At 61.2% G+C, this 22,132-nt stretch carries 21 protein-coding genes; 11 read left to right on the forward strand and 10 right to left on the reverse strand.

The window, feature by feature from the left end; translation table 11 throughout:
- The first annotated feature begins 49 nt into the window (after nt 1–49).
- On the forward strand, nt 50–904 hold the full coding sequence (locus J3P91_RS13015; protein WP_434604662.1) for a LysR family transcriptional regulator: 855 nt from the start codon (nt 50–52) through the stop codon (nt 902–904).
- 10 nt (nt 905–914) lie between these two features.
- Here the strand turns inward: J3P91_RS13015 and J3P91_RS13020 are convergent, their stop codons facing one another.
- Nucleotides 915–1,370 (reverse strand): PACE efflux transporter, encoded by a 456-nt coding sequence (locus J3P91_RS13020; protein ID WP_434604664.1) that lies wholly within the window; start codon nt 1,368–1,370, stop codon nt 915–917.
- Between the two features lie 106 nt (nt 1,371–1,476).
- Here J3P91_RS13020 and J3P91_RS13025 point away from each other — a divergent pair, with 106 nt between their 5' ends.
- Complete coding sequence (locus J3P91_RS13025) at nt 1,477–2,361, forward strand: LysR substrate-binding domain-containing protein (RefSeq protein WP_434604665.1); 885 nt, start codon at nt 1,477–1,479, stop codon at nt 2,359–2,361.
- Nucleotides 2,362–2,421: 60 nt separating this feature from the next.
- On the opposite strand, the gene J3P91_RS13030 is transcribed toward J3P91_RS13025, so the two are convergent.
- Nucleotides 2,422–2,667: a hypothetical protein gene (locus J3P91_RS13030; RefSeq protein ID WP_434568660.1), complete on the reverse strand. Its 246-nt coding sequence runs from the start codon at nt 2,665–2,667 to the stop codon at nt 2,422–2,424.
- 240 nt (nt 2,668–2,907) lie between these two features.
- Nucleotides 2,908–4,089 carry an MFS transporter gene (locus tag J3P91_RS13035; protein ID WP_434604667.1) on the reverse strand — a complete coding sequence of 394 codons (1,182 nt, stop codon included), beginning with the start codon at nt 4,087–4,089 and terminating at the stop codon, nt 2,908–2,910.
- A gap of 141 nt (nt 4,090–4,230) precedes the next feature.
- Between J3P91_RS13035 and J3P91_RS13040 the strand changes: the two genes are divergently transcribed.
- Entirely contained in the window at nt 4,231–4,689 is a 459-nt protein-coding gene (locus J3P91_RS13040; protein ID WP_434604669.1) for a winged helix-turn-helix transcriptional regulator, read from the forward strand.
- Between the two features lie 12 nt (nt 4,690–4,701).
- Here J3P91_RS13040 and J3P91_RS13045 read toward each other — a convergent pair whose 3' ends face one another.
- Nucleotides 4,702–5,436 (reverse strand): substrate-binding periplasmic protein, encoded by a 735-nt coding sequence (locus J3P91_RS13045; protein WP_434605124.1) that lies wholly within the window; start codon nt 5,434–5,436, stop codon nt 4,702–4,704.
- 247 nt (nt 5,437–5,683) lie between these two features.
- On the opposite strand from J3P91_RS13045, the gene J3P91_RS13050 reads away from it, so the two are divergent.
- A complete protein-coding gene (locus J3P91_RS13050) occupies nt 5,684–6,379 on the forward strand; it encodes a tRNA (adenine(22)-N(1))-methyltransferase (protein ID WP_434604671.1) in 696 nt (231 codons plus the stop codon).
- A gap of 77 nt (nt 6,380–6,456) precedes the next feature.
- On the opposite strand, the gene J3P91_RS13055 is transcribed toward J3P91_RS13050, so the two are convergent.
- On the reverse strand, nt 6,457–7,113 hold the full coding sequence (locus tag J3P91_RS13055; protein WP_434605127.1) for a glutathione S-transferase: 657 nt from the start codon (nt 7,111–7,113) through the stop codon (nt 6,457–6,459).
- Between the two features lie 188 nt (nt 7,114–7,301).
- Here J3P91_RS13055 and J3P91_RS13060 point away from each other — a divergent pair, with 188 nt between their 5' ends.
- A complete protein-coding gene (locus tag J3P91_RS13060; protein ID WP_434604673.1) occupies nt 7,302–7,865 on the forward strand; it encodes a TetR/AcrR family transcriptional regulator in 564 nt (187 codons plus the stop codon).
- A gap of 1 nt (nt 7,866) precedes the next feature.
- On the opposite strand, the gene J3P91_RS13065 is transcribed toward J3P91_RS13060, so the two are convergent.
- The 3 genes from J3P91_RS13065 to J3P91_RS13075 all read right to left on the reverse strand — a co-directional run bounded on the left by J3P91_RS13065 (nt 7,867) and on the right by J3P91_RS13075 (nt 12,732).
- Complete coding sequence (locus tag J3P91_RS13065) at nt 7,867–10,155, reverse strand: Orn/Lys/Arg decarboxylase N-terminal domain-containing protein (RefSeq protein WP_434604675.1); 2,289 nt, start codon at nt 10,153–10,155, stop codon at nt 7,867–7,869.
- The gene (gene potE / locus J3P91_RS13070) at nt 10,152–11,561 is read right to left on the reverse strand and encodes a putrescine-ornithine antiporter (RefSeq protein ID WP_434604676.1); all 1,410 of its coding nucleotides are present in this window, start codon (nt 11,559–11,561) and stop codon (nt 10,152–10,154) included. The genes J3P91_RS13065 and potE overlap by 4 nt, the downstream gene beginning before the upstream one ends.
- A 175-nt stretch (nt 11,562–11,736) precedes the next feature.
- Nucleotides 11,737–12,732, reverse strand: coding sequence for an aldo/keto reductase (locus J3P91_RS13075; protein ID WP_434604678.1), 996 nt, complete (start codon nt 12,730–12,732; stop codon nt 11,737–11,739).
- Nucleotides 12,733–12,846: 114 nt separating this feature from the next.
- Between J3P91_RS13075 and J3P91_RS13080 the strand changes: the two genes are divergently transcribed.
- On the forward strand, nt 12,847–13,770 hold the full coding sequence (locus J3P91_RS13080) for a LysR family transcriptional regulator (protein ID WP_434604680.1): 924 nt from the start codon (nt 12,847–12,849) through the stop codon (nt 13,768–13,770).
- 59 nt (nt 13,771–13,829) lie between these two features.
- Here J3P91_RS13080 and J3P91_RS13085 read toward each other — a convergent pair.
- A protein-coding gene (locus J3P91_RS13085) for an IS3 family transposase (RefSeq protein ID WP_434605130.1) occupies nt 13,830–15,199 on the reverse strand; the annotation gives its coding sequence in 2 pieces (ribosomal slippage) (nt 13,830–14,723 and nt 14,726–15,199; 1,368 coding nt in all).
- A 358-nt stretch (nt 15,200–15,557) separates the two neighbouring features.
- Here J3P91_RS13085 and J3P91_RS13090 point away from each other — a divergent pair.
- From J3P91_RS13090 to J3P91_RS13105, 4 genes are all read left to right on the forward strand, one after another.
- A complete protein-coding gene (locus J3P91_RS13090; protein WP_434604681.1) occupies nt 15,558–15,986 on the forward strand; it encodes a DUF2231 domain-containing protein in 429 nt (142 codons plus the stop codon).
- Nucleotides 15,983–17,275: a PQQ-dependent sugar dehydrogenase gene (locus J3P91_RS13095; protein WP_434604683.1), complete on the forward strand. Its 1,293-nt coding sequence runs from the start codon at nt 15,983–15,985 to the stop codon at nt 17,273–17,275. Before J3P91_RS13090 ends, J3P91_RS13095 begins: the two co-directional genes overlap by 4 nt.
- 184 nt (nt 17,276–17,459) lie before the next feature.
- Complete coding sequence (locus J3P91_RS13100; RefSeq protein ID WP_434604685.1) at nt 17,460–18,224, forward strand: SDR family NAD(P)-dependent oxidoreductase; 765 nt, start codon at nt 17,460–17,462, stop codon at nt 18,222–18,224.
- Between the two features lie 20 nt (nt 18,225–18,244).
- A complete protein-coding gene (locus J3P91_RS13105) occupies nt 18,245–19,084 on the forward strand; it encodes an oxidoreductase (RefSeq protein ID WP_434604687.1) in 840 nt (279 codons plus the stop codon).
- Nucleotides 19,085–19,798: 714 nt separating this feature from the next.
- Here J3P91_RS13105 and J3P91_RS13110 read toward each other — a convergent pair.
- On the reverse strand, nt 19,799–21,148 hold the full coding sequence (locus J3P91_RS13110; protein ID WP_434604689.1) for an OprD family porin: 1,350 nt from the start codon (nt 21,146–21,148) through the stop codon (nt 19,799–19,801).
- Between the two features lie 197 nt (nt 21,149–21,345).
- On the opposite strand from J3P91_RS13110, the gene J3P91_RS13115 reads away from it, so the two are divergent.
- Nucleotides 21,346–22,125, forward strand: a complete 780-nt coding sequence (locus J3P91_RS13115) for an EAL domain-containing protein (RefSeq protein ID WP_434568647.1) — start codon at nt 21,346–21,348, stop codon at nt 22,123–22,125.
- The last annotated feature ends 7 nt before the right edge of the window (nt 22,126–22,132 follow it).

The following is a 22,132-nucleotide window of genomic DNA, read 5'->3' on the forward strand; positions in this document are numbered from 1 at the left end:
ATCTAATAAATCAAAATATCTTGCAGCATTCGTTCAGGAAAGATGAATCATGCCCGCCATTTTGGATATCGAGCTGATACGGACCTTTCACGCCGTCGCCCGCATCGGCAAATTCAGCGCCGCAGCCGAGCAGCTGCACAAAAGCCCGGCGGCGGTGAGCGTGCATATCCAGCGATTGGAAGCGGTCGCTGGCGGCCGTTTGCTGAACCGCGACAATCAGGCGGTATCCCTGACCGCACTGGGCAAACGCTTGCTGCTTTCCACCACCGAGTTGCTCACCACCCACGATCGGGTGCTGGCCGACCTGCACGGCACGCGGCTGGCGGGTCGCATCACGTTAGGCGTGCCGGACGAGTACGCCGACCACGTCATCCGCGACATCCTGCCGACATTCACCGCAGCCTGGCCTAACGTGATCCTCGAGCTCAGGACGGCCCCCAGTTATGCCCTGCGTGAGCAGGTGCAGCGCGGGAAACTGCAAGCGGCCGTGCTCGCTCAGCCGATGGATCAGCCAAGGGAGGAAACCGAGGTGTTGACTACCACGACGCCGGTCTGGGTCGGCGCGATTCACGCGATGGCCAACCCGGCGCAGCCGCTCGCGTTGGCTGTGCATGCAGCGCAGTGCCCTTATCGGCAAGCCATGATGCAGGCGCTCAGGGAGAGCGGTTACCGGCTGCGCGTAGTTCTGGAAAGCCCGTCCAACCAGGCCGTCAAGGCCTGTGTCGAGGCCGGCCTGGCGATCAGCCTGATCGACCGTGCTCGCGTGACCGAGCACATGCGGATCCTTGATGGCCTGCCGGTGATCGCCGACCATGCAGTGGTGTTCATGCGCTCCCAGGCATCACGCGGCAATGAAGCGGTAGACCTGCTTGGCCAGGCCATGCAGCAGCGTTTTCGACTGTAGGCGGGCTGTTTCAGGTGGCGTTGGCCTTGCAGGTCGAGGCCTGGTCGGGCTGCGCCGAAAGCGGAACATCAAACACCCGGTCGAATGCCCACTGAAAAACCAGGGCGTAGAAAAAGAAAAACACGAAGAGCCCCAGGTTTGTCGCCAAAGCCTGCCACAGGCTGATACCCAGCCACGCGGCAATCACTGGCGTGAGGATCAGCGTCAGGCCGCCTTCGAATCCCAGCGAATGCCACAGGCGCCGCCGCCAGTTGCGCTGGCGATTGTCCTGGCGCCGCTCCCAGGCTTCGAACAAACCATTGAACAGCATGTTCCAGGCCAGCGCGACGAAAGAAATCAGCAACGACAGCAGGGTCGAATAACCCATGCCCTGCTGGTAGATCAGCGCCAGTGCGGGGGCCACGAACAGCACGCCGCCGGCTTCGTAGAGGATGGCTTGAAGGATTTTTCGAGGTGCGCCTTGCATCGGTGGTCTCCTGGGAAGGGGGGCAGGACCACAGCCTGGCGAGTTGAGCGGCGGCGCACAATTGAGCTAAATTGAGCCTCGCTCAACCTGAGTAATGCTTGCCGCCATGTTTGCCAGACAGCCCCTGACCGCCTTGCGCGGCTTCGAGTCCGCCGCACGGCTGGGCAGCTTCAAGGCGGCGGCCCAAGAGCTGAGTATCAGCGCCGCGGCGATCTCCCATCAGGTCAAGAGCCTCGAAGCGTTTCTGGGTGTGCGGTTGTTCGAACGCTCCAGCCAGAGCGTACGCCTGAGCCTCGATGGCGAGCGGCTTTATCCGCATATCCACCGGGCCTTGGCGGAGATCCAGCACGGCTTGCAGACGTTGGCGCCGCCTTGTGTCGCGCAATCACTGGTGGTGAGCACGACGCCGGCCTTCGCCAGCCTGTGGCTGATCCCGCGGCTCGGTGATTTTTATCGAGCGCACCCGGACATCAGCGTCCGACTGCACAGCAGCAATGACGTCGTCGACCTGCAGCGTGACGCCAGCATCGACCTGGCGATTCGCGCCGTGTTCACCTCGGATCCGCAACTGTTCGAGCAGCCATTGCTGGATGAATATTTTGCCGTCTACTGCCACCCCGGCTGGCAGCCGCCCGCAATGGGGGCTCCCGTCGAGTTGATCGACGTGCCGTGGCTGAGCAGTTCCGATGTCGCGGTCGATTGGCCGGCCTGGTGCGCCCGGGCCGGCACTTCGGTCTGGCTGGATAATGCCCGCGTGCGGGGCTATGACGAAGAGCAACACGCGCTGCAGGCAGCAATCGTCGGCCACGGTCTGGTGCTCGCCAGCCAGGTCCTGGTTGCAGAGGCTGTGGCCCGTGGGCAGTTAGTGCCTTATCGGCCGGAGGTTCGCCTGGCGGGCGCGCGCTATACCCTGGTGTGCGTACCGGGACGGGAGCGGCAGCCAGCGGTGCGGGCATTCAGTGAATGGTTGCTGGGGCAGGGCGCCTGCTGAAACGAGGCGTCAAACGGCTGGGCCATGGAAAACCCGACTGGCGCGGGAACAGGTTCGAGGTCAAGGCTGTCCCTGAACTTTGGTCGAGACGAGACTCTCGTAACTTTCCGGATGCGGCGCCTCGGTGAAAATCACGTTGGAACGCTCGCTGCGGCACTTGAACTTCACGCCCTTGCGCGGCGTCATCTCCCTGGCCGTCTCAAGGCAGATCTGCCTTGAAGCGTAGGTCGGCCCCGGTCTGCGTTCTTCAACGCAGCCCTCGAAGCCACTGCAAATCGTCATAACGACAAAATATACGGTCATCATCCTTGTATTGCTCCGCTGGGCGATGCGATTGACTACCTCAGCGCCTGCCGCTGTTCAGTTGAACAGGCAGGGCCGATGAGGCGGATGATGAGCGCTTCATCGAACCTTCAGCAATGGCACGCCAGTGCCATTTGTCGGAATATTGTCGCTTTTTCGAATGTTTTTAAAACTGCCGTTTCTGTCGCCAATATATTGGCGAAAACGCCGTTATCGATAGTTTTTGCCAGGGGTCAAAAAGGCCTAGCTCCGCGCCGAGAAATACCATGCAACCAGCGCCGCTAGGCTGATGGAGGCGCCCAGTAAACTCACCGCCTGCCAGCCCCAAAGCGCATACACCTGAGTGGCAGCTGCCGCCCCCAGCGCGCTGCCGACCGAGTAGCAACACATGTACGCGCCAACCATGCGGCTCTGGGCGTCGGGCCGCGCGGCGAAAAGAAAACTCTGGTTGGTGACATGCACCGCCTGCACGGCGAAATCGAGCAGGATCACCCCCACGACCAGCGCGATCAACGACGACTCGGCAAAGGCGATGGGCAACCAGGAGAGCGCCAGCAGCCCCAGGGAAAGGCCGGTCACCCGTTGCCCCCAGCCTCGGTCAGCCCAACGGCCAGCCCTCCTGGCGGCGAGCGCTCCGGCAACGCCGGCCAGGCCGAACAGGCCGATAGCGCTGTGTGAAAGCGACAGCGGCGCGGCACTGAGGGGCAATACCATGGCGGTCCATAGCACGGAAAAAGCCGCGAAGATCAGCAGGGCGAACAGGCCTCTGCTGCGCAGGACCGGTTCAGTCCGGAACAGTTTGAACAGCGATCGAATGAGCCCTGGGTAGGTATGCTGGTTACGTAGCGGTTTGGCGGGTGGAGCTATTTTCCATAACACTGCCGCGATCGTCAGCATCAGTCCTGACGAAACGAAATAAACCGCACGCCAGCCCGCCAGGTCGGCGATCAGCCCTGAAGTGAACCGAGCCATGAGAATGCCCAGCACAATCGCGCTGGTCAGGGCTCCCACGGCCTGCCCGCGTTGGGCGGGTGGAGACAGCAGCGCGGCGTAGGCGACCAGTACCTGCACGACCACCGCCATCAAGCCCGTGAGGCTCATGGCTGCCAGCAGGACCAGCCAGTGCCGGGAAGCGCCGACGGCCGCCAGCGCCAGCACCGATAACGTCACGAGCGTCAGGATCAGCCGCCGGCTGTCGACCTTGTCGCCCAATGGCACGATGAACAGCAACCCCAGCGCGTATCCAGCCTGAATGGCCGTCACCACGATGCCGATCGATCCGGGCGTCACGCCGAGGCTTTGTGCGATGGAGGCGAGTAACGGCTGGGCAAAATAGACATTGGCAACGGCCAGTGCGCAAGTCACCGAAAACAATAACGTCAGCGTTTTGGACAAGCCTCGTTCCAGGGGGGTAAATGCGCTCATGTTCCTCTCCGTGGGCTATGCTGGTTTCAATTTAAAACCTGTCTGCGATTTATGCGGGATTGGGTTTTAAATTGCAACCACATGGGCGAGACTGACCGACGAGTAAACGGCGTACCGCAGCCCCGTCCGAAGGTAAACAAGATGGTTGAGAACGATGTGTCGCATAACCGCGAATGCCCCGTGGCACGCACGCTGGAAGTCATCGGCGATCGCTGGTCGCTGATGATCATCCGCGACGCCTTCGATGGGCTTCGCCGCTTCAGCGAGTTTCAGAAGAACCTGGGGGTGGCCAAGAACATCCTGGCGTCGCGACTCAAGGCCCTGGTCGGGGTCGGCGTGTTCGAGGTGCGGCCCGCCTCGGATGGGAGCGCCTACAAGGAGTACGTCCTGACGGAAAAAGGCCAGGCGACTTTTGCGCTGGTGGTCAGCTTGAGGCAGTGGGGCGAAAGGTTCCTGTTCACCCCGCAGGAGACAAGGTCGCTGTTGGTAGACAACGAGTCGGGGCAGCCGCTGATGCCGATCGAGGTTCGCTCATCAAGCGGCCGGAAACTCGAACCGTGGGATTGTCACCGGGTCAGGCGGGTTGCCGGCGCGTCGTGAAGCCGATGTGCTTCAGCGTTCGGCAGGTTGCTCGTAGCGTTGCTGGATGCGCGCCAGTTCACCGGACCGGCGCAGATGCTCAAGCGCGCTGGCCCACTTGGCAATCACCTGCTCGTCGCTGTCGACGCTGAAGGCGATGTACAGCGAGGAGCGGTAGAGTTCGATGGGAATCCTGCGCAATGTTCCGGCGGGTATTTTCAACTGGCGGCTGTAATACGCCACTCCCGCATCGGTATCGCCGACGATGATATTCGTCCGCCCGGCCAGCAACATGCGGTAGAGCAGCTTGCTCTCGGTGGCGCTCTTGTCCAGGTTGTTGAAGCCCAGCGATTTCAGCATCTGGGGCACCAGGCCGGCATGGCGGGTGGTGATTTGCGGGGCGCGCAGCAGTTGTTCCAGCGAAGTGATCGGCGGCGCGTCTGCCAATTGATAGGCGTGGATGGATTCTTCGACGATCGGCCCGACCCACTTGTACAACGGTTCGCGCTCCGGCGTGCGGAACAGCGAGTACATGATGGTCTTGGGCCGGGTCCGCAATATTTGCGTGGCCCGCATGCTGGGCTGCAGCACTACTTCGAAGTCGTCCCCGGTCTGGGCCATGATGGCTCGGACGATTTCCGTGGTCATACCGGTGAGCTGACTGTTTTCGACGTAGTTGTAGGGTGCCCATTCCTCGGTCACGACCTGATATGGCTCAGCCGCGGCCCCTGAACCGAGCAATATACATAGCAGCGCTGCGGCAGGCATCGAATGCTTCACATGTTCTCCTGATAGGCGGTTCGCCGTTCCTGAGCGAACCCAAGACAAGCATAGACCCAAACACGTGGCTGACGACGGCTGCGGCTCCGTTATGAGAACGATCCCTCAGTTGCGTGCCGTGCCGGGCCGGCTGCGCGAGGGTTCACAAGCCTGGCTGCCTCCGTCGCTGGTACAGTGTCGCGCCTGACCGTGGCTACAGACGCCGGGCCTGCCTGGCGAGAATAGGACTGGAAGTTTGAACGAACAGACATTATCCATGCGCCTGGAGCGCGTGGCAGCGCATGTGCCGGCGGGTGCCCGGCTTGCCGATATCGGCTCCGATCACGGCTACCTGCCGGTGGCATTGCTACGTCGTGGTGTGATCAGCGCCGCTGTGGCCGGGGAGGTGGCGTTGACGCCGTTCCGCTCGGCCGAACGCACGGTGTGCGAAAGCGGCCTGGAACACACGATTGCCGTGCGCCTGGCCAGCGGCCTGGGGGCGATCGAACCCGGCGACGACATAACGGCGATCAGCCTGTGCGGCATGGGGGGCGAGACGATTCGCGACATTCTCGAGGCCGGCAAGTCCCGCCTGAACGGCCGGGAACGGCTGATCCTGCAGCCCAACGGCGGCGAGCAGCCACTGCGCCAATGGTTGGTGGCCCACGACTACCGCATCCTTCATGAGGAAATGCTGCGGGAAAACCGCTTCTACTACGAAATCATCGTCGCCGAGCGCGATGGGCCGGTGACGTACAGCGCCGAGGAACTGTACTTCGGCCCGCTGCAGATGCAGGCTCGCAGCCCGGTATTCCTGGACAAGTGGGAGCGCATGCTGCGCTTCAAACACAAAAACCTGGCTAACCTCACCCGGGCGCAGCAGGGCGTAGCGCAGGAAAAGGTGCAGGAGATCGCACGGCAAATTCGCTGGATCAGCGAATTGTTGGCGTGAGCCGCTCGAGCTGTTCCGCGACTGGCTGACAAGGCGCATCCGCCGCCGTTACATCGAATGGCGGATGCGCTTTTACTTCAACGTTGCGCTGCACCGCGCTCGACCATCGCTCGCCATTGCTGGACGCTGGGTCTTGCCTGCATCTTCGAATGCCATGCCAGCAACGCCTGGCATTCCTCGGGCACTGGCAACTTGACCAGCGAGGCGAAGATCATGCCGCCCAGTACCGCGATGTCTGCCATCGAAAAACGCTCGCCTGCAACAAAAGGGCGTTGGCTCAGCAGGTCGTTGAAATAACGCATGCCCCTGACCGCCTTGTCGCGCATGCGCATGCCCCACTCAGCGTTCTGGTACAACTCGACTTCCGGCCCTAGACCCGGCGTCGCATGGTGGAAGTACACGCTGACCGCATCGAGGAATTCTATTTCGGCGCGCTTGGTCATCATCTGGATCAGGCCTTTCTCCAAAGGCGTTTCACCGGTCAGGGCAGGGGGGCCAACCAGGGCGTCCAGGTACTGCGTGATCGCCGTGCATTCGGCGATGAGCGTGCCGTCTTCCAGCTCCAATACCGGCAGCGTTCCCGAATAATTTATCGCGAGGAACGCCGGCTTCTTGTGTTCGCCTGTCCATAGATTGACCGAGACGAATTCGGTTTTCGAGAGTAGACCTTTCTCTGCCAGGGCGATGCGTACTCGCGCCGGATAGGGGCCGTCAAACCAGTCATGGATTTTCATCATTGGGAGTTCGGAAACGTCGTGGTGGGAGTGGGGAAGAGTCATGATCAAGTTACCTGCCTGTCAATTGGTAGGTAAAAGATTGGGCGACAATTCTTCGGCTGTCAACCCCTACCTGTCACTTGGCAGGTAAACTGGCTGCGGGTACAATCAGCCAGGTTTCAGCCATTCAGAATGAGGAACGGGACGTGAGCGAAAACGCTCGGGAAGCCATCCTGGCAGCCGCTAAAAGCGCTGCGCAGACCCATGGCTACAGCGGAATCAACTTTCGAAGCATTGCCGAAGCGGTGGGGATCAAGAACGCGAGTATCTACTACCACTTCCCCAGCAAGGCCGATCTGGGCGCGGCGGTAGCTGAACGCTACTGGCAGGACGCGGTCGCCGTTCTGAAGACGATCCGTGAGGAGAACCCCGACCCACATGGTTGCTTGCGGCTGTACCCCTCGATCTTTCGCAAGTCACTGGAAGACGGCAACAGACTCTGCCTGTCCAGCTTCATGGCGGCCGAACACGAAGACTTGCCTGAGCCGGTGAAGCGCGAGGTCAAGGCCTTCGCCGACGCCAACGTGGCGTGGCTGGCCGAGGTGCTGGCAGCCGCCGGCACGGGTAGCGTGGAAAAGTGTGAACGCCGCGCCCTGGCCATTTACACCGCGGTCGCCGGTGCCCAGTTGATTGCCCGGACGCGGCTCGACATCAACCTGTTCGACGAACTGATCCTCAGCTACCAGGAGGCCGGACTGATCCCGGCTTGAGCTACTGTTTCAGCACCAGTAATCGATAAGTGCCCGCTTCGCTTTCAATTCCATGGGTGTCATGGGTGAACCCGGGGAACGATCGGTCAAAGCTTTCCAGCGCCTTGAGGTAGGTCAGCACCGGTCCTTCCGATGGCCCTGCATTTTCTCCCGGCATCAGCAAGGGAATCCCTGGTGGGTACGGCACGATACCCGTCGCGGCGATGCGTCCGGCCGCTTCTTCGAGGGTGACTTGCTCGATCTCGTTCTTGACCAGTTTCTCGTACGCCTCCACCGGGCTGAAGTGCGCCTCAGGCAGTGTGCCGAACGCCTGGGCCATGGCGGCAGTGGTCCTGGTTTGTTTCATGGCGGCGAAAATTTCCTCGGCGAGGTCCTTGAGCCCCATGCCGGAATAACGTTGTTGGTTGGCGCTCAACAGGTCGGGCAGGCAGAGTTCCAGTTCCAGGTTGGCGTCGTAGTCGCGCTTGAAGTCGAGCAACGCGTTGACCAGCGTGCCCCACTTGCCCTTGGTGATGCCGATGGAAAACAGGAACAGGATGGTGAAGTCGGTGGTCTTTTCCACCACGATGCCTTGCGTGCCCAGGTAGGCACTGAGCACACACGCCGGAATACCGAAGTCCAGCAGGTTGCCGTCGTCGCCCATCCCGGGGCTGAGGATCGAGACCTTGATCGGGTCGAGCATGCAGTAGCCGTCTTCAATGTCACCGAAGCCGTGCCAGACCTCATTGGGGTGCAGGACCCAGCAGCCTGGATCGACCTTGAGCCTGGCCGGGTCGGCTTCGTGGAACGCAATCGACAACCCGTCGACCTGCACCGACGGCGGCTGCCAGCAGGAAAAGAACCAGTCGTCATGGCTGCGCATCTCGTTCTGCATATGCGAGATGACCTGACGGAAAGCGATGGCCTCCTCGATCGCCTCGCTGGTGAGGATCTGCCCGCTGGGCGCCTCCATCATCGCCGAGCTGACGTCGCAGGAGGCCATGATTGCGTAATTCGGCGAAGTCGAGGCGTGCATCATGTACGACTCGTTGAAGCGCCCGTGGGGGATCGGATTGCGGCCGTTGCGCACATGGATCATCGAGGCCTGGGACAGCGCCGCCAACAGCTTATGCGTGGACTGGGTGGCGAACACGGTCGGTTTCGACGGGTCGTGGTCGTCCGGGCTGCCATGCATCGCAAAGCGATCCTTGTACAGCGGATTAAAACGCGCGTAGCCATACCAGGCTTCGTCGAAATGCAGGCGGTCGACGCTTTGCCCCAACAACTCTTCGACGCGAGTGACGTTGTAGGTCAGGCCGTCATAGGTGGAGTTGGTGATGATCGCATGCACCGGCGTCGGGTCGATGTGACTCTTGACCAGCGGATTGCTCGCGATGGCGGCCTTCACCCCCTCGGCGCTGAGGGTCCGCGGCAGGATCGGGCCGATGATGCCGAAGCGGTTGCGGGTCGGCACCAGGTAGGTCGGAATGGCCCCGGAGAGGGTCATCGCATGCTCGGCGGATTTGTGGCAGTTGCGGTCGCAAAGTGCAATCTGGTCGCGGGTCACACTGGCCATCAGGATGACGCGGTTGGACATCGATGAGCCGTTGGTGACGTAATAGGTGCGGTGCGCGCCGAACACTTTGGCGGCATAACGCTCGCCCTGTCCGATGGGGCCGCTGTGGTCGAGCAAGGAACCCAGCTCGCCGACGGAAATCGACAGGTCCGAACGCAGCAGGTTCTCCCCGAAAAATTCATAGAATGCCCGGCCAGCGGTGCTTTTCAAGAACGCCGTGCCGCCCGCATGGCCCGGTGTGTGCCAGGAATATTCGTAGCTGCGGGCAAACTTCAGCAGCGCGCCGAACATCGGCGGCAGCACCGCCTGGCGATAGCGCTCGATAGCCGCCAGTATCCGCCCGCTGAGGAAACGGCTGGTGTCTTCAGGCAGCCAGATGAAGTCATCGGCATGTTGCATGACGATCAACGGCACATTGGACGCCGTGCTGCGATCACTGATCAGGAACACTGGTACGCGGGTGTTGCGCTCGCGTAGCGCGGTGAGCAGGTCGATGCATTCGCGGTGGTCGTCGCTGGTGTCGATTTCCCAACTGAGCAACACGCATTGGATGGCCGGGTCGGAACTCAGGATCGACTTGGCATCACTCAGGGTTTCGGAGGTCAGCACGCTCACGGCGCGGTCCTCCACGTCGCTGATCAGCTGGATCAGGGCACGACCGAATACGCTGCGTTTGTCGGGCGCATTGGAGACCAGCAAGGCCAGCATCCCCAACAGATTTCGATGTTCCGTCATGGCAAGGGCTCCAGGTTAGCTGCCTTCAGGTGGTTGACGGGAACGGGCTCGCCAACGATGTGCTGCGCCGCGACGGTCTGGGTCGGTACGCTGTTGTTCAACGCCTCCAGGCGGATCAGGCGGGTGTTGACGAAACCGAACAGCGTGTAGCCGACGATGACCGCCACGCCGCCGAGCATCAGCGCCTGTTCGCCTGAGCTGTAGAGCGCGAGGTAGCTGTAGGCCGCCGCGACGCCCGCGACGATGTTGGTGACCAGGGCTTTGTTCGCCGGGACATTCGAAACCTTTTGCAGGGTCACCAGTGTCGCCATGGAGAGAATGTAGGGAACCAGGTTGGTCACCACGGCGAGATTCACCAGCGTATCGAACTGCTTGGCCAGGTCCGGGCTGATGGTCAGCAGCGCCATGGTTGTCTGCATCGCCAGCAGGATCAGCATGCTGATGATCGGCACGCCATGTTTGTTGGCCTTGGCGAAGATCGGCAGGAAATAGCCGGTATCCGCCGAACTCTTGAAGACCTGTGCCACGGTGAATTGCCAGCCGAGCAACGAGCCGATGCAGGCCAGCACCATCAGGCCCATGACGATGTCACCCACCAGCGGCGTGAACATCTTGGCGAACACCAGGCCGAACGGCGCGGTGGAGGAGACCAGCTCGGCGTTGTCGACGATGCCGGCGATGACGTTGGTGGAAACAATGTAGATCACTGCGGCACCAAGGGTCCCGCCGAGGACCGCAATCGGCACGTTTTTTTCGGGATTCTCCACCGCGTCACCGTTGGCGCAGGCCGATTCGAGCCCGAGAAATGCCCAGAGCGTGATCGCCACCGAAGCGCCTGCCGCTTCGTACCAGGTCTTGTCGTGAGGGTTCCAGCCGGCGGCATAAACGCTGCTGTCGAACCAGAACCAACCGACGGTGGAAACCAGCACCACCGGGGCAATGACTCCCCACACCGTCACGGCGCCGATCTTGCCGGTGATGCCTGCGCCGCCGAAATTGGCGAAGGTGGTCAGCCACAACAAAGCGATGGTCGCCAGGCCGACTTGCAGGGAATCCAGCTTGATATCGAACAACGTCTGGATATAGCCGACCGCGGTAATGCTGATCGCCACGTTGGCAATCAACAGCGAAAGGCCGTAGGTGTAGTTGGTGATGTAGTTGCCGGATTTGCCGAAGGTATATTCGGCGTAACCGCCCATGCCGCCGGTCTTGCGGCTGAGCATGCCGCAGCGGGCGAACGCGTAGGCCAATGCCAGCGAGCCCGTGGCGGTGATCAGCCAGGACAGAATGGAGATGCCGCCGACTTCGGCGAGTTTGGTCGGCAGCAATATGATGCCGGACCCCAGCATGTTGACGGCGGTCAGCATGGTCAGCTGGCTCACACTCATCTTCTTGGCGACTGACATTCCCTTGCCTCACATGCATGAAGTGAAGGGCTTAAGCTATAGCAGAGGATTCGCAGTAAGCCAGAATATCGCAGCGGGATTTGGCGCCGCTGGTCAAGAATCGGATCGAAAACTGCCGGGGTGGCACGGGGGACGAATGTCCCCGGTGCCGTTGCTGGTAAAAAGCCCGGCCTGATCAGCCGTCGAGCAAGGTCATCACCTCGGCGCTGTAGCGTTCGCCGGCCACCGCGCCTCGGGCGCCGAAAATCGCATCCAGCTGAGCCAGCTCCTCGGCGCTCAGGAACACGCTGGCGGCAGCGACGTTGGTTTCCAAGTACTTGCGCTGCTTGGTGCCCGGGATCGGGATCACATTGCTGCCCTGGGCCAGGACCCAGCCCAAGGCCAGTTGCGAGGCGCTGATCTGCTTCTGCTCAGCCATCGCCTTGACCCGTTCGACCAAGGCCAGGTTGCGCTGGAAATTGTCGGCCAGGAAACGCGGGTTGAAGCGGCGGTAGTCGTCTTCGGCAAAATCGTCCGGGGTCTTCAGCTCCCCCGTCAGGAAGCCGCGGCCCAAGGGGCTGTAAGCGACAAAAGCGATCCCCAGGCGTCGGCACGTGTCGAGCACGCCGTTGTGTTCCGGCTCCCTGGACCACAGCGAGTATTCGCTTTGCACCGCTGCCAACGGATGCACGGCATGGGCCCGCTGGATGGTCTCGGCGCTGGCCTCCGAAATCCCGATGTGGCGGACCTTGCCGGCCTTGACCAGCTCGGCCATGGCGCCGATGGTTTCTTCGACGGGTACCTGTGGGTCGATACGATGCTGATAGTAGAGGTCGAGGTAATCGGTACCCAGGCGCTTGAGGCTGCCGTCGATCGACTGCCGAACGTATTCGGGGTGACCATTGACGCTCCGGGCATGCGGATCATCGCTGCGCACCAGGCCGAACTTGCTCGCCAGATAGATACCTTCACGCTTGCCGCGCAAGGCGCGTCCGAGCAGTTCTTCGTTGGTGTGCGGGCCGTACATGTCGGCCGTGTCGAACAGGGTCACGCCCAGCTCGACGGCGCGGTGGAGCGTGGCGATGGATTCGCGCTCGTCGGTGCCCGTGGTGTAGAAATCCGACATGCCCATGCAGCCCAGGCCGATGGCGCTGACGTGTGGACCTAGATGGCCAAGTTGACGAGTGATCATGACGTTGTTCCTTTGGGTTGAAGTGACGCGATCAGTCTCCGTAAAACGGTTTTCTGGATAAAGCCGCTGTTTTTGGTTTAACTATTCGTGATTTCTGAATAGTGAGTAAGAACCATGGATCGATTTCAGGCTATGCAGGTGTTCCGGCGCATCGTCGAACTGGGCGGTTTCGGCAAGGCGGCCGACGATCTGGGTTTGCCCCGGGCTACCGTCAGCCTGTTGATCCAGCAACTGGAGGGGCATCTGGGGGTGCAACTGCTACAGCGCACCACGCGGCAGGTGCGCGCAACCCTGGATGGCGAAGCCTATTACCAGCGCTGCGGCCAGTTGCTGGATGAACTGGACGACCTGGAAACCTCGCTGTCCGCGCAACGCAGCCAACCTCGCGGCACCCTGCGCGTTGACATGCCCATCGCCTTCGGCTGCACATGGATCGTGCCGAACCTGGCGGACTTCTATCGGCGCTATCCGCAATTGAAACTGGACCTGGGGTTTCATGACCGGTTGGTTCATCTGCAGCGTGAAGGCGTCGATTGCGCCATCCGGGCCGGCGTCATCAGCGACCAGGCGCTGGTTGCGAGACCGATCGTGCGGTTGTGCCAAGTGACTTGCGCCAGCCCTGGCTACCTGGCCCGTTCAGGTACGCCTGTGGCGCTGGAGGACCTGGCGGAGCACCGCGCCATCGGTTTCGCGTCCGGTAACGGTCGCTATTTCCCGTTCGAATTCGAAGTGGCAGGGCAGGTCCGAGAGCTGCAAATGTCATCCGAGCTGACCGTCAACAACGCCGACGGCTACGTGACGGCTTGCGAGGCGGGATTCGGCCTGATCCAGGCGCCGCGTTACCACGTGCAACGGCAACTCGCCGAGGGGCGGTTGGTCGAGGTATTGAGCGGTCATCCGGTGCCGTCATGGCCGATTTCAGTGGTCTACCCGCCTCATCGACAGTTGTCGCCGAGGGTGAGGGTGTTCATCGATTGGCTGATCGAGTTGCTGCATGGCGCGGCGGATGCGGACGAGGCCCTGATGGTGCGGGTTTAACACGAACCATCTCGAACACCGGTCCCCCGTGGTGGACTGACCCCAAAATGTTGGACGGTCTACTGCCACATGCCCACGGATTGAGTCCTGTATTCCACAGGGCTCAGTCCACCGAGCTTCGATTTGATCCGCTCATGATTGTAATAACTGATGTACTCGTCCAGCCCTACATTCAGCTCTTCCAGATTTTCAAAGCGTTTTAGGTAGAAAAACTCGGATTTCAGGGTGCCAAAAAAACTCTCCATCGCCGCGTTGTCGAGGCAATTTCCCTTACGTGACATGCTCTGCTTTATGCCGCGTTGCTTCAGTGCATGCTGATAGCGAGGTTGCTGATACTGCCAGCCCTGGTCAGAGTGCAGCAGCAGATGAGACGGCCCTTGCAGGCGCTCGAAGGCCTTTTCCAGCATTCCGGTCACCAAGGCAAAGCATGGGCGCGGGGCGGTTTCATAGGCGATGATCTCGCCGTTGTACAAATCCATTACCGGCGATAAATAGAGCTTCTTTGATCCGACTTTGAATTCGGTGACGTCCGTTACCCATTTCTGATTGGGCCGTTGCGCGACGAAATTACGCTCCAGAAGATTCGCCGCGACGGTTCCAACTTGCCCTCTATAAGATCGATACTTTTTTGGGCGCACCAAGGATTTAAGGCCCATGCGGTCCATCAGGCGCTGAATCATTTTTTCACTGACCGACTCTTTCTTTTGAAGTGCCAAAGCGATGCGGCGATAGCCAAATCGCCCTTCGTGCTGGTCGTAGAGGTCGCGGATCTTCGTTTTCAGCGAGGCATATTTGTCAGGTTTCTGAAGGGCGCTGACCTGGTAATAGAACGTGCTGCGGGCCAGGTTGGCTAACTTCAGCAGACTGTCCAGAGGAAACCTGGATCTCAACGCCATTACGGAGATGGTTTTTTCCCGGGGCGACTCCTCTTCGAAGCCTCCCTTACCTCTTCGAGCTTTTTTAGGTAAGCGTTCTCCATACGTAGGTATTCGAGTTCGGCCTTCAGTTGCTCTCGGCTCTTCGAATCGTCGTCCACGGGTTGGGAGTGATCAGGGACAGGCGTTTTTTTGGGCATGACAACAGCCTTTTTTCTCTTGGGTACGATCAGGGCAGGAAGACTGCCACTGTAGTACTGCCGCTCCCAAATGCCCACCTGCGAGGACTGACCGAGCCCGAACCGCGCGGCGACTTCCCGATGTGAGAGCCGCTCTTTTTGCATGCATTGGATGACTGAGCGTTTAAAGGCCGCGCTGTAATGGTGACCATGCGATTGCAGCCCAGCACTGCCTCGAGCCTGATAGGTGGCGACCCAGCGCCGAAGCAGGCTGCAGTCGATCAAGTAGCGGTGAGCTACCTTTCGAAAGCCTTCATTGCCATTGATATAAGCCTCAATCGCCGTAATTTTGAACTGAAGCGAAAATTTGCCCATGGAAACACCGCCAAAAGTCAGGTTGGTGTCCAACTTTTGGGGTGCAGTCCATGGCGAGGGAGCTTGCTCCCGCTGGATTGCGCAGCAATCCCAGAAAGGCTGTTCGGGATCAGTCTGGCACACCTTGGTGATTAGGCTTGGGGCCGCTACGCAGCCCAGCGGGAGCAAGCTCCCTCGCCACAGTTTGTATCGGCATACCCCGTACTCCTTGTCATTGGGAACTGCCGCCTTATCCCAAGCGAAAAATCGGAACTATCGCTTTGGCGGCACGATCATTTCCTAGGCGTTAATCAACGCGACCCCGACGGCCCGGATCTCATGGAATCCGCCACGGGACGCTGAACGATAAGGAGCTGTCATGACCGTTACCACCCATCCCCTCTACCGAAGCACGCCAGGTCCGCTTCACGCGGTCCTGCTCGCCGGCACCGTTCCGTTGTTTCTCGGGGCGCTGTTCAATGACATCGCGTACTACAAGACCTACCAGATCCAATGGAGCAATTTCGCCTCCTGGCTGATTGCCGGCGGACTGCTGTTCTGTGGGTTGGCATTGCTGTTTGCGCTGGTCAATCTGATCCGTGCGGAGCGCAAGGGCGGGCGTCCGGTGGTGTATTTCCTGCTATTGCTGGTGACCTGGGTACTCGGGCTGATCAATGCCTTCGAACATGCCAAGGACGCCTGGGCCATCATGCCCCAGGGCCTGGTTCTGTCGGTCGTCGTAACCGTGTTGGCCTGCGCTGCGGCGTGGGTCGGGCTGACCAATCTGCGTTCCGGAGGTGAGCAATGAAACCGCGCATCGCATTGACAGCCTTGAGCCTGGCGTTGTTGCTGAGCGCCTGCGGAGGAGAAGGGGACGCCACTCAGGCACGCGGTCCGGACCCCAAATTGCCGGAGCCCCAGCGCGGGTTGTTGCCCAGCATGAAAATCGCCGAGCCGGTGCCCTGGGGCGAGCAGAAACCGACGGTGCCGCAAGGCTACGACATCACCGCTATCGCCACCGACCTGAAGATTCCGCGCCAGACCCTGGTACTGCCCAACGGCGATATCCTGGTGGCCGAAGGCCGTGGCGGAAACGCTGCGAAGCTCAAGCCCAAGGACGTCATCGCCAGTGTCATCAAGGCCAAGGGCAACACCCAGGTCAAGGGCGGCAACCGCCTGACGCTGTTGCGCGACGCTGACGGTGACGGCACCTACGAGCTCAAGACGGTCTTCGCCGAAAACCTCAACGCACCCTATGGCCTGGCGTTTGCCGACGGCAAGCTGTACGTCGCCAACCAGGACGCACTGGTGCGCTTCGATTATGAAGAGGGCCAGACCAAGGCCAGCGGGTCACCCACGAAAGTCACCGACCTGCCGTCCGAGATCAACCACCACTGGACCAAGGCGCTGGCCATCAGTCCCGACGGACGCTCGCTGTACGTGGGCATCGGTTCGAACAGCAACGTCACCGAGCGCGGCATGGAAGTCGAAATCGACCGGGCCATGGTCTGGCAGATCGACGCCGAGACAGGCGCCCACAAACCCTATGCGACCGGTCTGCGCAACCCGACGGCGTTGAAGGTCGAGCCTGGCTCCGGACAGTTGTGGGCGGTGGTCAACGAGCGCGACGAGTTGGGTCCCGACCTGGTGCCGGATTACCTGACATCGGTGCGCGAAGGTGCGTTTTATGGCTGGCCCTATAGCTATTGGGGGCAAAACGTCGATCCGCGCGCACAACCGCAGGATCCGCAAAAAGTCGCCGCTGCGGTCAAACCCGACTACAGCCTCGGGTCCCACGTCGCGGCACTCGGTGTCGATTTCTCCATCCCGGCCATGGGCGAGCAATTTGCCGAAGGCGCCTTCGTGGGTGAGCACGGCAGTTGGAACCGCGACCAGCCGGTGGGCTACAAGGTCATTTTTGTGCCGTTTCGCAACGGTCGTCCCGCTGGTGAGCCGGTGGACTTCGCCACGGGTTTCCGCGGCGACGATGGCAAGACCCGTGGGCGGCCCGTGGGTGTGACCGTTGATCCGCGCGGTGCGTTGATCATCGCCGATGACCTGGCGAACACCGTGTGGCGGGTGACTCGCAAGCCATGAACCCGATGCCCGGGACGCGCTGCCGTCCCGGGTAATCCCGCCGGTTTTGCACGTTCGCGCAAAACCCCGACAGTCCCCGCAACATCACCAAAGCCCGGTAACCCTCGTTGCGCGACAGTGAAGCCGTCAATCACGACAGCGCACCGGCGAATGTCTCGTCGGTCGGTCAACGAGGAGAGCTACCATGAGCGATATCAAAAACAACATTCCCCACGAAGTCGAAGGCAAGGTCGCCCTGGTCACCGGCGCCGCCAGCGGTATCGGCAAGGCCATTTCCCTGTTGCTGCATGCCCGTGGCGCCAAGGTGATCGCCGAGGACATCAACCCCGCCGTCAATGAGCTGGCCCGCCCGGGACTGGTGCCGCTGGTGGCTGACATTACCGAGGACGGCGCCGCCGAGCGCGCGGTGGGCCTGGCGGTCGAGCAGTTCGGCCGGTTGGACATCCTGGTCAATAACGCCGGCATCATCATCAACAAACTGGTGGTCGACATGACGCGCCAGGATTGGGAACGCATCCAGGCCGTCAACGCCACCGCGGCGTTCCTGCACTCACGCGAAGCGGTCAAGGCGATGATGCCCAACAAGTCCGGGGCCATCGTCAACATCGCCTCCTATGCATCCTATTTCGCTTTCCCGACCATCGCCGCCTACACCGCGTCCAAGGGCGCCCTGGCGCAGTTGACCCGCACGCTGGCGCTGGAAGCCATCGAGCATGGCATCCGAGTCAATGCGGTCGGCGTTGGCGATGTGGTCACCAATATCCTCAATGACGTGGTCGAGGACGGCCCGCAGTTTCTCGCCCAGCACGGCGAAGCCGCCCCCATCGGCCGGGCCGCGAAACCTGAAGAAATCGCCGAGGTGGTCGCCTTCCTGGCCTCGGACCGCGCCAGCTTCATGGTCGGCTCGGTGGTCATGGCTGATGGCGGCATGACTGTCACCGCTGGCTGAGCCAACAGAGGAGAACCGTCATGAACAATCGTAAAACCTGGCTGGTCACCGGCTGTTCCACTGGTTTTGGTCGATACATTGCCGAGCATCTGCTCAAGCAGGGTGAGCGCGTAGTCGTCACCGCCCGCAAAGTCGAGCAAGTGCACGACCTGGGCCGCCTCGGCGAAGCCCTGGTGCTGCCGCTCGATGTCACTGACCCACAGCAGGCCCGCGACGCAGTGGCCGCCACCGAGCGAGTCTTTGGTACGGTCGACGTGTTGATCAACAACGCCGGTATCGGTTACTTCGCCGCGGTCGAGGAGACCGATCCGCAGGCAGCGCGTCGGCTGCTGGAGGTCAACCTGTTCGGTACCGCGAACATGATCCACGCGGTGCTGCCAGGCATGCGTCGGCGGCGGCAGGGGATGATCGTCAACCTGACGTCCATCGGCGGGCTCGCCGGCTTTCCTGCGGTGGGTTATTACTGCGCGAGCAAGTTTGCCGTGGAAGGGCTCAGCGATGCCTTGCGGGGCGAAGTCGAACCGCTCGGCATCCGAGTCATGACCGTGCAACCCAGCGCGTTTCGCACCGAGTGGGCCGGCTCGGCAGCCGAGGTAAGCGAGCCGATCGATGACTATGGCACCACCGCAGGCGCCGCCCGCCGCGCTTACCACGCCTCGGTCGGCAGGCAGGAAGGCGACCCGGCGCGTGCGGCCGCGGCGATCTATACCGCGGTCAATGCCGAGCAGCCGCCTCAGCGGTTGCTATTGGGCAATCGCGCGTTCGAAGTGGCGATGGCCAAGCTGTCCGCCATGGAGGAAGAGTTTCGCGCGTGGGAGGCCACGGCGCGTGGAGCTGATTTTCCTAGTCTGGAGCGCTGAGGTGGTTTACCTGTGGCTACTCTGGGGGCGAGCCTGGGTTCAGCAGTGCACGTGAATGTTATGTCCGCTGGAAATCATTGTGGGAGCGAGCTTGCTCGCGATGGCGGCAAGTCAGTTGATGAAGATGTCGGATGTACCGGCCCCTTCGCGAGCAAGCTCGCTCCCACATGGGTTCTGCAGTGCACGTGAATGTTATGTCCGCTGGAAATCATTGTGGGAGCGAGCTTGCTCGCGATGGCGGCAAGTCAGTTGATGAGGATGTCGGACGTACCGGCCCCTTCGCGAGCAGGCTCGCTCCCACATGGGTTCTGCAGTGCAGGTGAATTTTATGTCCGCTGGAAATCATTGTGGGAGCGAGCCTGCTCGCGATGGGGGCAAGACAGTCGATGAAGATATCGGACGTACCGGCCGCTTCGCGAGCAGGCTCGCTCCCACATGGGTTCTGCAGTGCATATGAATTTTTTGTCCGCTGGAAATCATTGTGGGAGCGAGCCTGCTCGCGATGGGGGCAAGACAGTCGATGAAGATATCGGACGTACCGGCCCCTTCGCGAGCAGGCTCGCTCCCACATGGGTTCTGCAGTGCATGTGAATTTTATGTCCGCTGGAAATCATTGTGGGAGCGAGCCTGCTCGCGATGGGGGCAAGTCAGTCGATGAAGATGTCGGACGTACCGGCCGCTTCGCGAGCAGGCTCGCTCCCACAGAGGGGGGCTTCAGAACGGCCCGAGCTTCAGCGGGTACTGGATGACGACGTACAGCCTGTCAATGTCATCGCCGGCCTGGGCGCTGTTGGCGCGGTGGGTGACGTGGGACAGTTGCAGCGACAGGTCCTTGGCCGGCCCTGATTGCACGACGTAATGCAGGTCCAGGTCGCGCTCCCAATGACGGCCGCCGTCCCCCTGCTGCGGGCTGTAGGTTCCGGTGTCGCTGTCGAACGGGTTGTAGGCGCCGCCCCGTGGCGCATGGCTGCCATCTATCCCGTCGCCGGTTACATAGCGGGCCATGAAACTCAAGCCGGGGATGCCCAACGTGCCCAGGTCGAGGTCATAACGAGCCTGCCAGGAGCGCTCTCCCGGGCCATTGAAATCAGCGTATTTGATCGAGTTGGCGAGGTAAATGGAGTCGCCACCGACGAAATCGAAAGGCGTGTCGCCGTTGATTTTCTGGTACGCCAAGGTGAATGCCTGGGCTTCATGTCGATATTTGCCGGACAGGCTGAAGGCCGTGTTGTCGATGGCGCCTGCGCTGGCCTGGCCATGGTCGCGGGTGTAGTAGACGTTACCGTCGAGGAACAGCTGGCCCAGCGTCGAATGCAGATTGGCGTAGTACTGGCGCCAGGTGTCGCTCAGCTCGGAAGCATAGAGCGCGCCGCCCACCGTGCGGCCGCTGAACAGGTCGGCGCCGATGAAGTCGATACTGCCGTGGCGGGTACTTGCGCCATATCCGGAGAAATCACCTTTGGCGGTGGAGGCATCCTGATTTTTGAAGGCGTTGAAATGACCCGCCTGCACATCGACCTCATCGAATTCGTGGCTCGACAGCCACACGCCGCTGGCGTATTCCGGTTGCAGGCGCTTGTCAGCCGTATCGAATACTGGTGTCGCCACGGCCATTTCGCCGAGCGCCAGGGTGGTTCGCGAGGTGTTGAATTTCAGCGCAGCGCCGGCGCTGGAGTATTCGTCCTCACTGCGCCCGTCGTCGTCCAGCGGCAGCAGTCCCGTCCCCGAGTGGCCCTTGCCGCCGTCCAGTTTCAAACCGACGAACCCATGGGCGTCGATACCTGCACCGACGATGCCGGGCGTGAAGCCGGACTCGAACGTGGCGATGAAGCCCTGGGCCCATTCCGCCTTGTAGCTCTTGCCCGCCGGGGTCGGGGACCGGTAGTCATTGTTGAGGTAGAAGTTGCGGCTCAACACCTCAAATGTTGCCCCTTGCAAGAAACCCTCGGCGGTTTGTCCTGCCAGCGCGGGTGCGCTTCCCGCTAGCAAAGCCAGCAGCCAGATCGGCTTCAGGGCGACCGGTGCTGGCCCGGGGACAATCATGTTTGTGAATGCGGGCGACATGCGTCTTTTCCGTGTGAACCAAGGCCTGGGCAGAGCGCCATTCTTGGTGAGGTCGCGCGCAGGGGCGAGTTAAACGTTGTTAATTGCGTAACGCGGGCCCGACCGCACTCCAGAAAGCGCGACCCGTGCCGATTCAAGGGAGATTGCCTATAGTTTCTGCAACACAGGGACACCCGCTGCCGCGACGGAACACTGATATGACCGCATCTTCTTCTCCTCAAACGTTCAAATCCCTTGGTTGCGCCGAGTGTCGCGACCATTCGGCGTTGGGATTTGATTTCACCATGGCGTTCCAACCGATCTTCAATGTCCGCACGCGCACGGCCTTTGCCTATGAGGCACTGGTCAGAGGCGTGAACGGCGAATCCGCAGGTTATATCCTCGGGCTTGTGAATGACGGCAACCGCTACCGGTTCGACCAGGCCTGCCGAGTGAAAGCGATCGAGGAGGCTGCCAGGCTGGGTATCCTCGACATCCCCGATTGCCTGCTCAGCATCAACTTCCTGCCCAACGCCGTGTACCGGGCCGAGACCTGTATACGGGCGACATTGGAGGCTGCGCGTCAAAGCCGCTTTCCGCCGGACAGGCTCATGTTCGAGGTCACGGAAGGCGAAAGGGTGGACGACCCCGAGCACCTCAAGTCGATCTTCCTGGAATACGAACGCCAGGGTTTCACTACCGCAATCGATGATTTCGGTTCTGGCTACTCGGGGCTCAATCTGCTGGCGCTGTTCCAGCCCCAGGTGCTGAAGATCGACATGGCGTTGACCCGAGGCATCGACCAGGATCCGGTCAGACGCGCGATTGTCGAGGGGATCATCCTGGTCGCCGGCCGGCTGGGGATTACCGTCATCGCCGAGGGCGTCGAGACGCGAGAAGAAAGCGCGACGCTGCTGGAGTTGGGCATCGAGCTGATGCAGGGGTATCTCTACGCGCGGCCCGAGACGGGGCGGCTTGCGGTGGGCAGGTTCGATTAGCCAGCAG

Source organism: Pseudomonas sp. Z4-7 (assembly GCF_051131965.1).
Classification (GTDB): domain Bacteria; phylum Pseudomonadota; class Gammaproteobacteria; order Pseudomonadales; family Pseudomonadaceae; genus Aquipseudomonas.

Coding starts and splice junctions, on each gene's coding strand:
- J3P91_RS13015 (WP_434604662.1), top strand. CDS start 50: ATGCCCGCCATTTTGGATATCGAGCTGATACGGACCTTTCACGCCGTC.
- J3P91_RS13020 (WP_434604664.1), bottom strand. CDS start 1,370: ATGCAAGGCGCACCTCGAAAAATCCTTCAAGCCATCCTCTACGAAGCC.
- J3P91_RS13025 (WP_434604665.1), top strand. CDS start 1,477: ATGTTTGCCAGACAGCCCCTGACCGCCTTGCGCGGCTTCGAGTCCGCC.
- J3P91_RS13030 (WP_434568660.1), bottom strand. CDS start 2,667: ATGATGACCGTATATTTTGTCGTTATGACGATTTGCAGTGGCTTCGAG.
- J3P91_RS13035 (WP_434604667.1), bottom strand. CDS start 4,089: ATGAGCGCATTTACCCCCCTGGAACGAGGCTTGTCCAAAACGCTGACG.
- J3P91_RS13040 (WP_434604669.1), top strand. CDS start 4,231: ATGGTTGAGAACGATGTGTCGCATAACCGCGAATGCCCCGTGGCACGC.
- J3P91_RS13045 (WP_434605124.1), bottom strand. CDS start 5,436: ATGCCTGCCGCAGCGCTGCTATGTATATTGCTCGGTTCAGGGGCCGCG.
- J3P91_RS13055 (WP_434605127.1), bottom strand. CDS start 7,113: ATGAAAATCCATGACTGGTTTGACGGCCCCTATCCGGCGCGAGTACGC.
- J3P91_RS13065 (WP_434604675.1), bottom strand. CDS start 10,155: ATGACGGAACATCGAAATCTGTTGGGGATGCTGGCCTTGCTGGTCTCC.
- potE (WP_434604676.1), bottom strand. CDS start 11,561: ATGTCAGTCGCCAAGAAGATGAGTGTGAGCCAGCTGACCATGCTGACC.
- J3P91_RS13075 (WP_434604678.1), bottom strand. CDS start 12,732: ATGATCACTCGTCAACTTGGCCATCTAGGTCCACACGTCAGCGCCATC.
- J3P91_RS13080 (WP_434604680.1), top strand. CDS start 12,847: ATGGATCGATTTCAGGCTATGCAGGTGTTCCGGCGCATCGTCGAACTG.
- J3P91_RS13090 (WP_434604681.1), top strand. CDS start 15,558: ATGACCGTTACCACCCATCCCCTCTACCGAAGCACGCCAGGTCCGCTT.
- J3P91_RS13095 (WP_434604683.1), top strand. CDS start 15,983: ATGAAACCGCGCATCGCATTGACAGCCTTGAGCCTGGCGTTGTTGCTG.
- J3P91_RS13100 (WP_434604685.1), top strand. CDS start 17,460: ATGAGCGATATCAAAAACAACATTCCCCACGAAGTCGAAGGCAAGGTC.
- J3P91_RS13105 (WP_434604687.1), top strand. CDS start 18,245: ATGAACAATCGTAAAACCTGGCTGGTCACCGGCTGTTCCACTGGTTTT.
- J3P91_RS13110 (WP_434604689.1), bottom strand. CDS start 21,148: ATGTCGCCCGCATTCACAAACATGATTGTCCCCGGGCCAGCACCGGTC.
- J3P91_RS13115 (WP_434568647.1), top strand. CDS start 21,346: ATGACCGCATCTTCTTCTCCTCAAACGTTCAAATCCCTTGGTTGCGCC.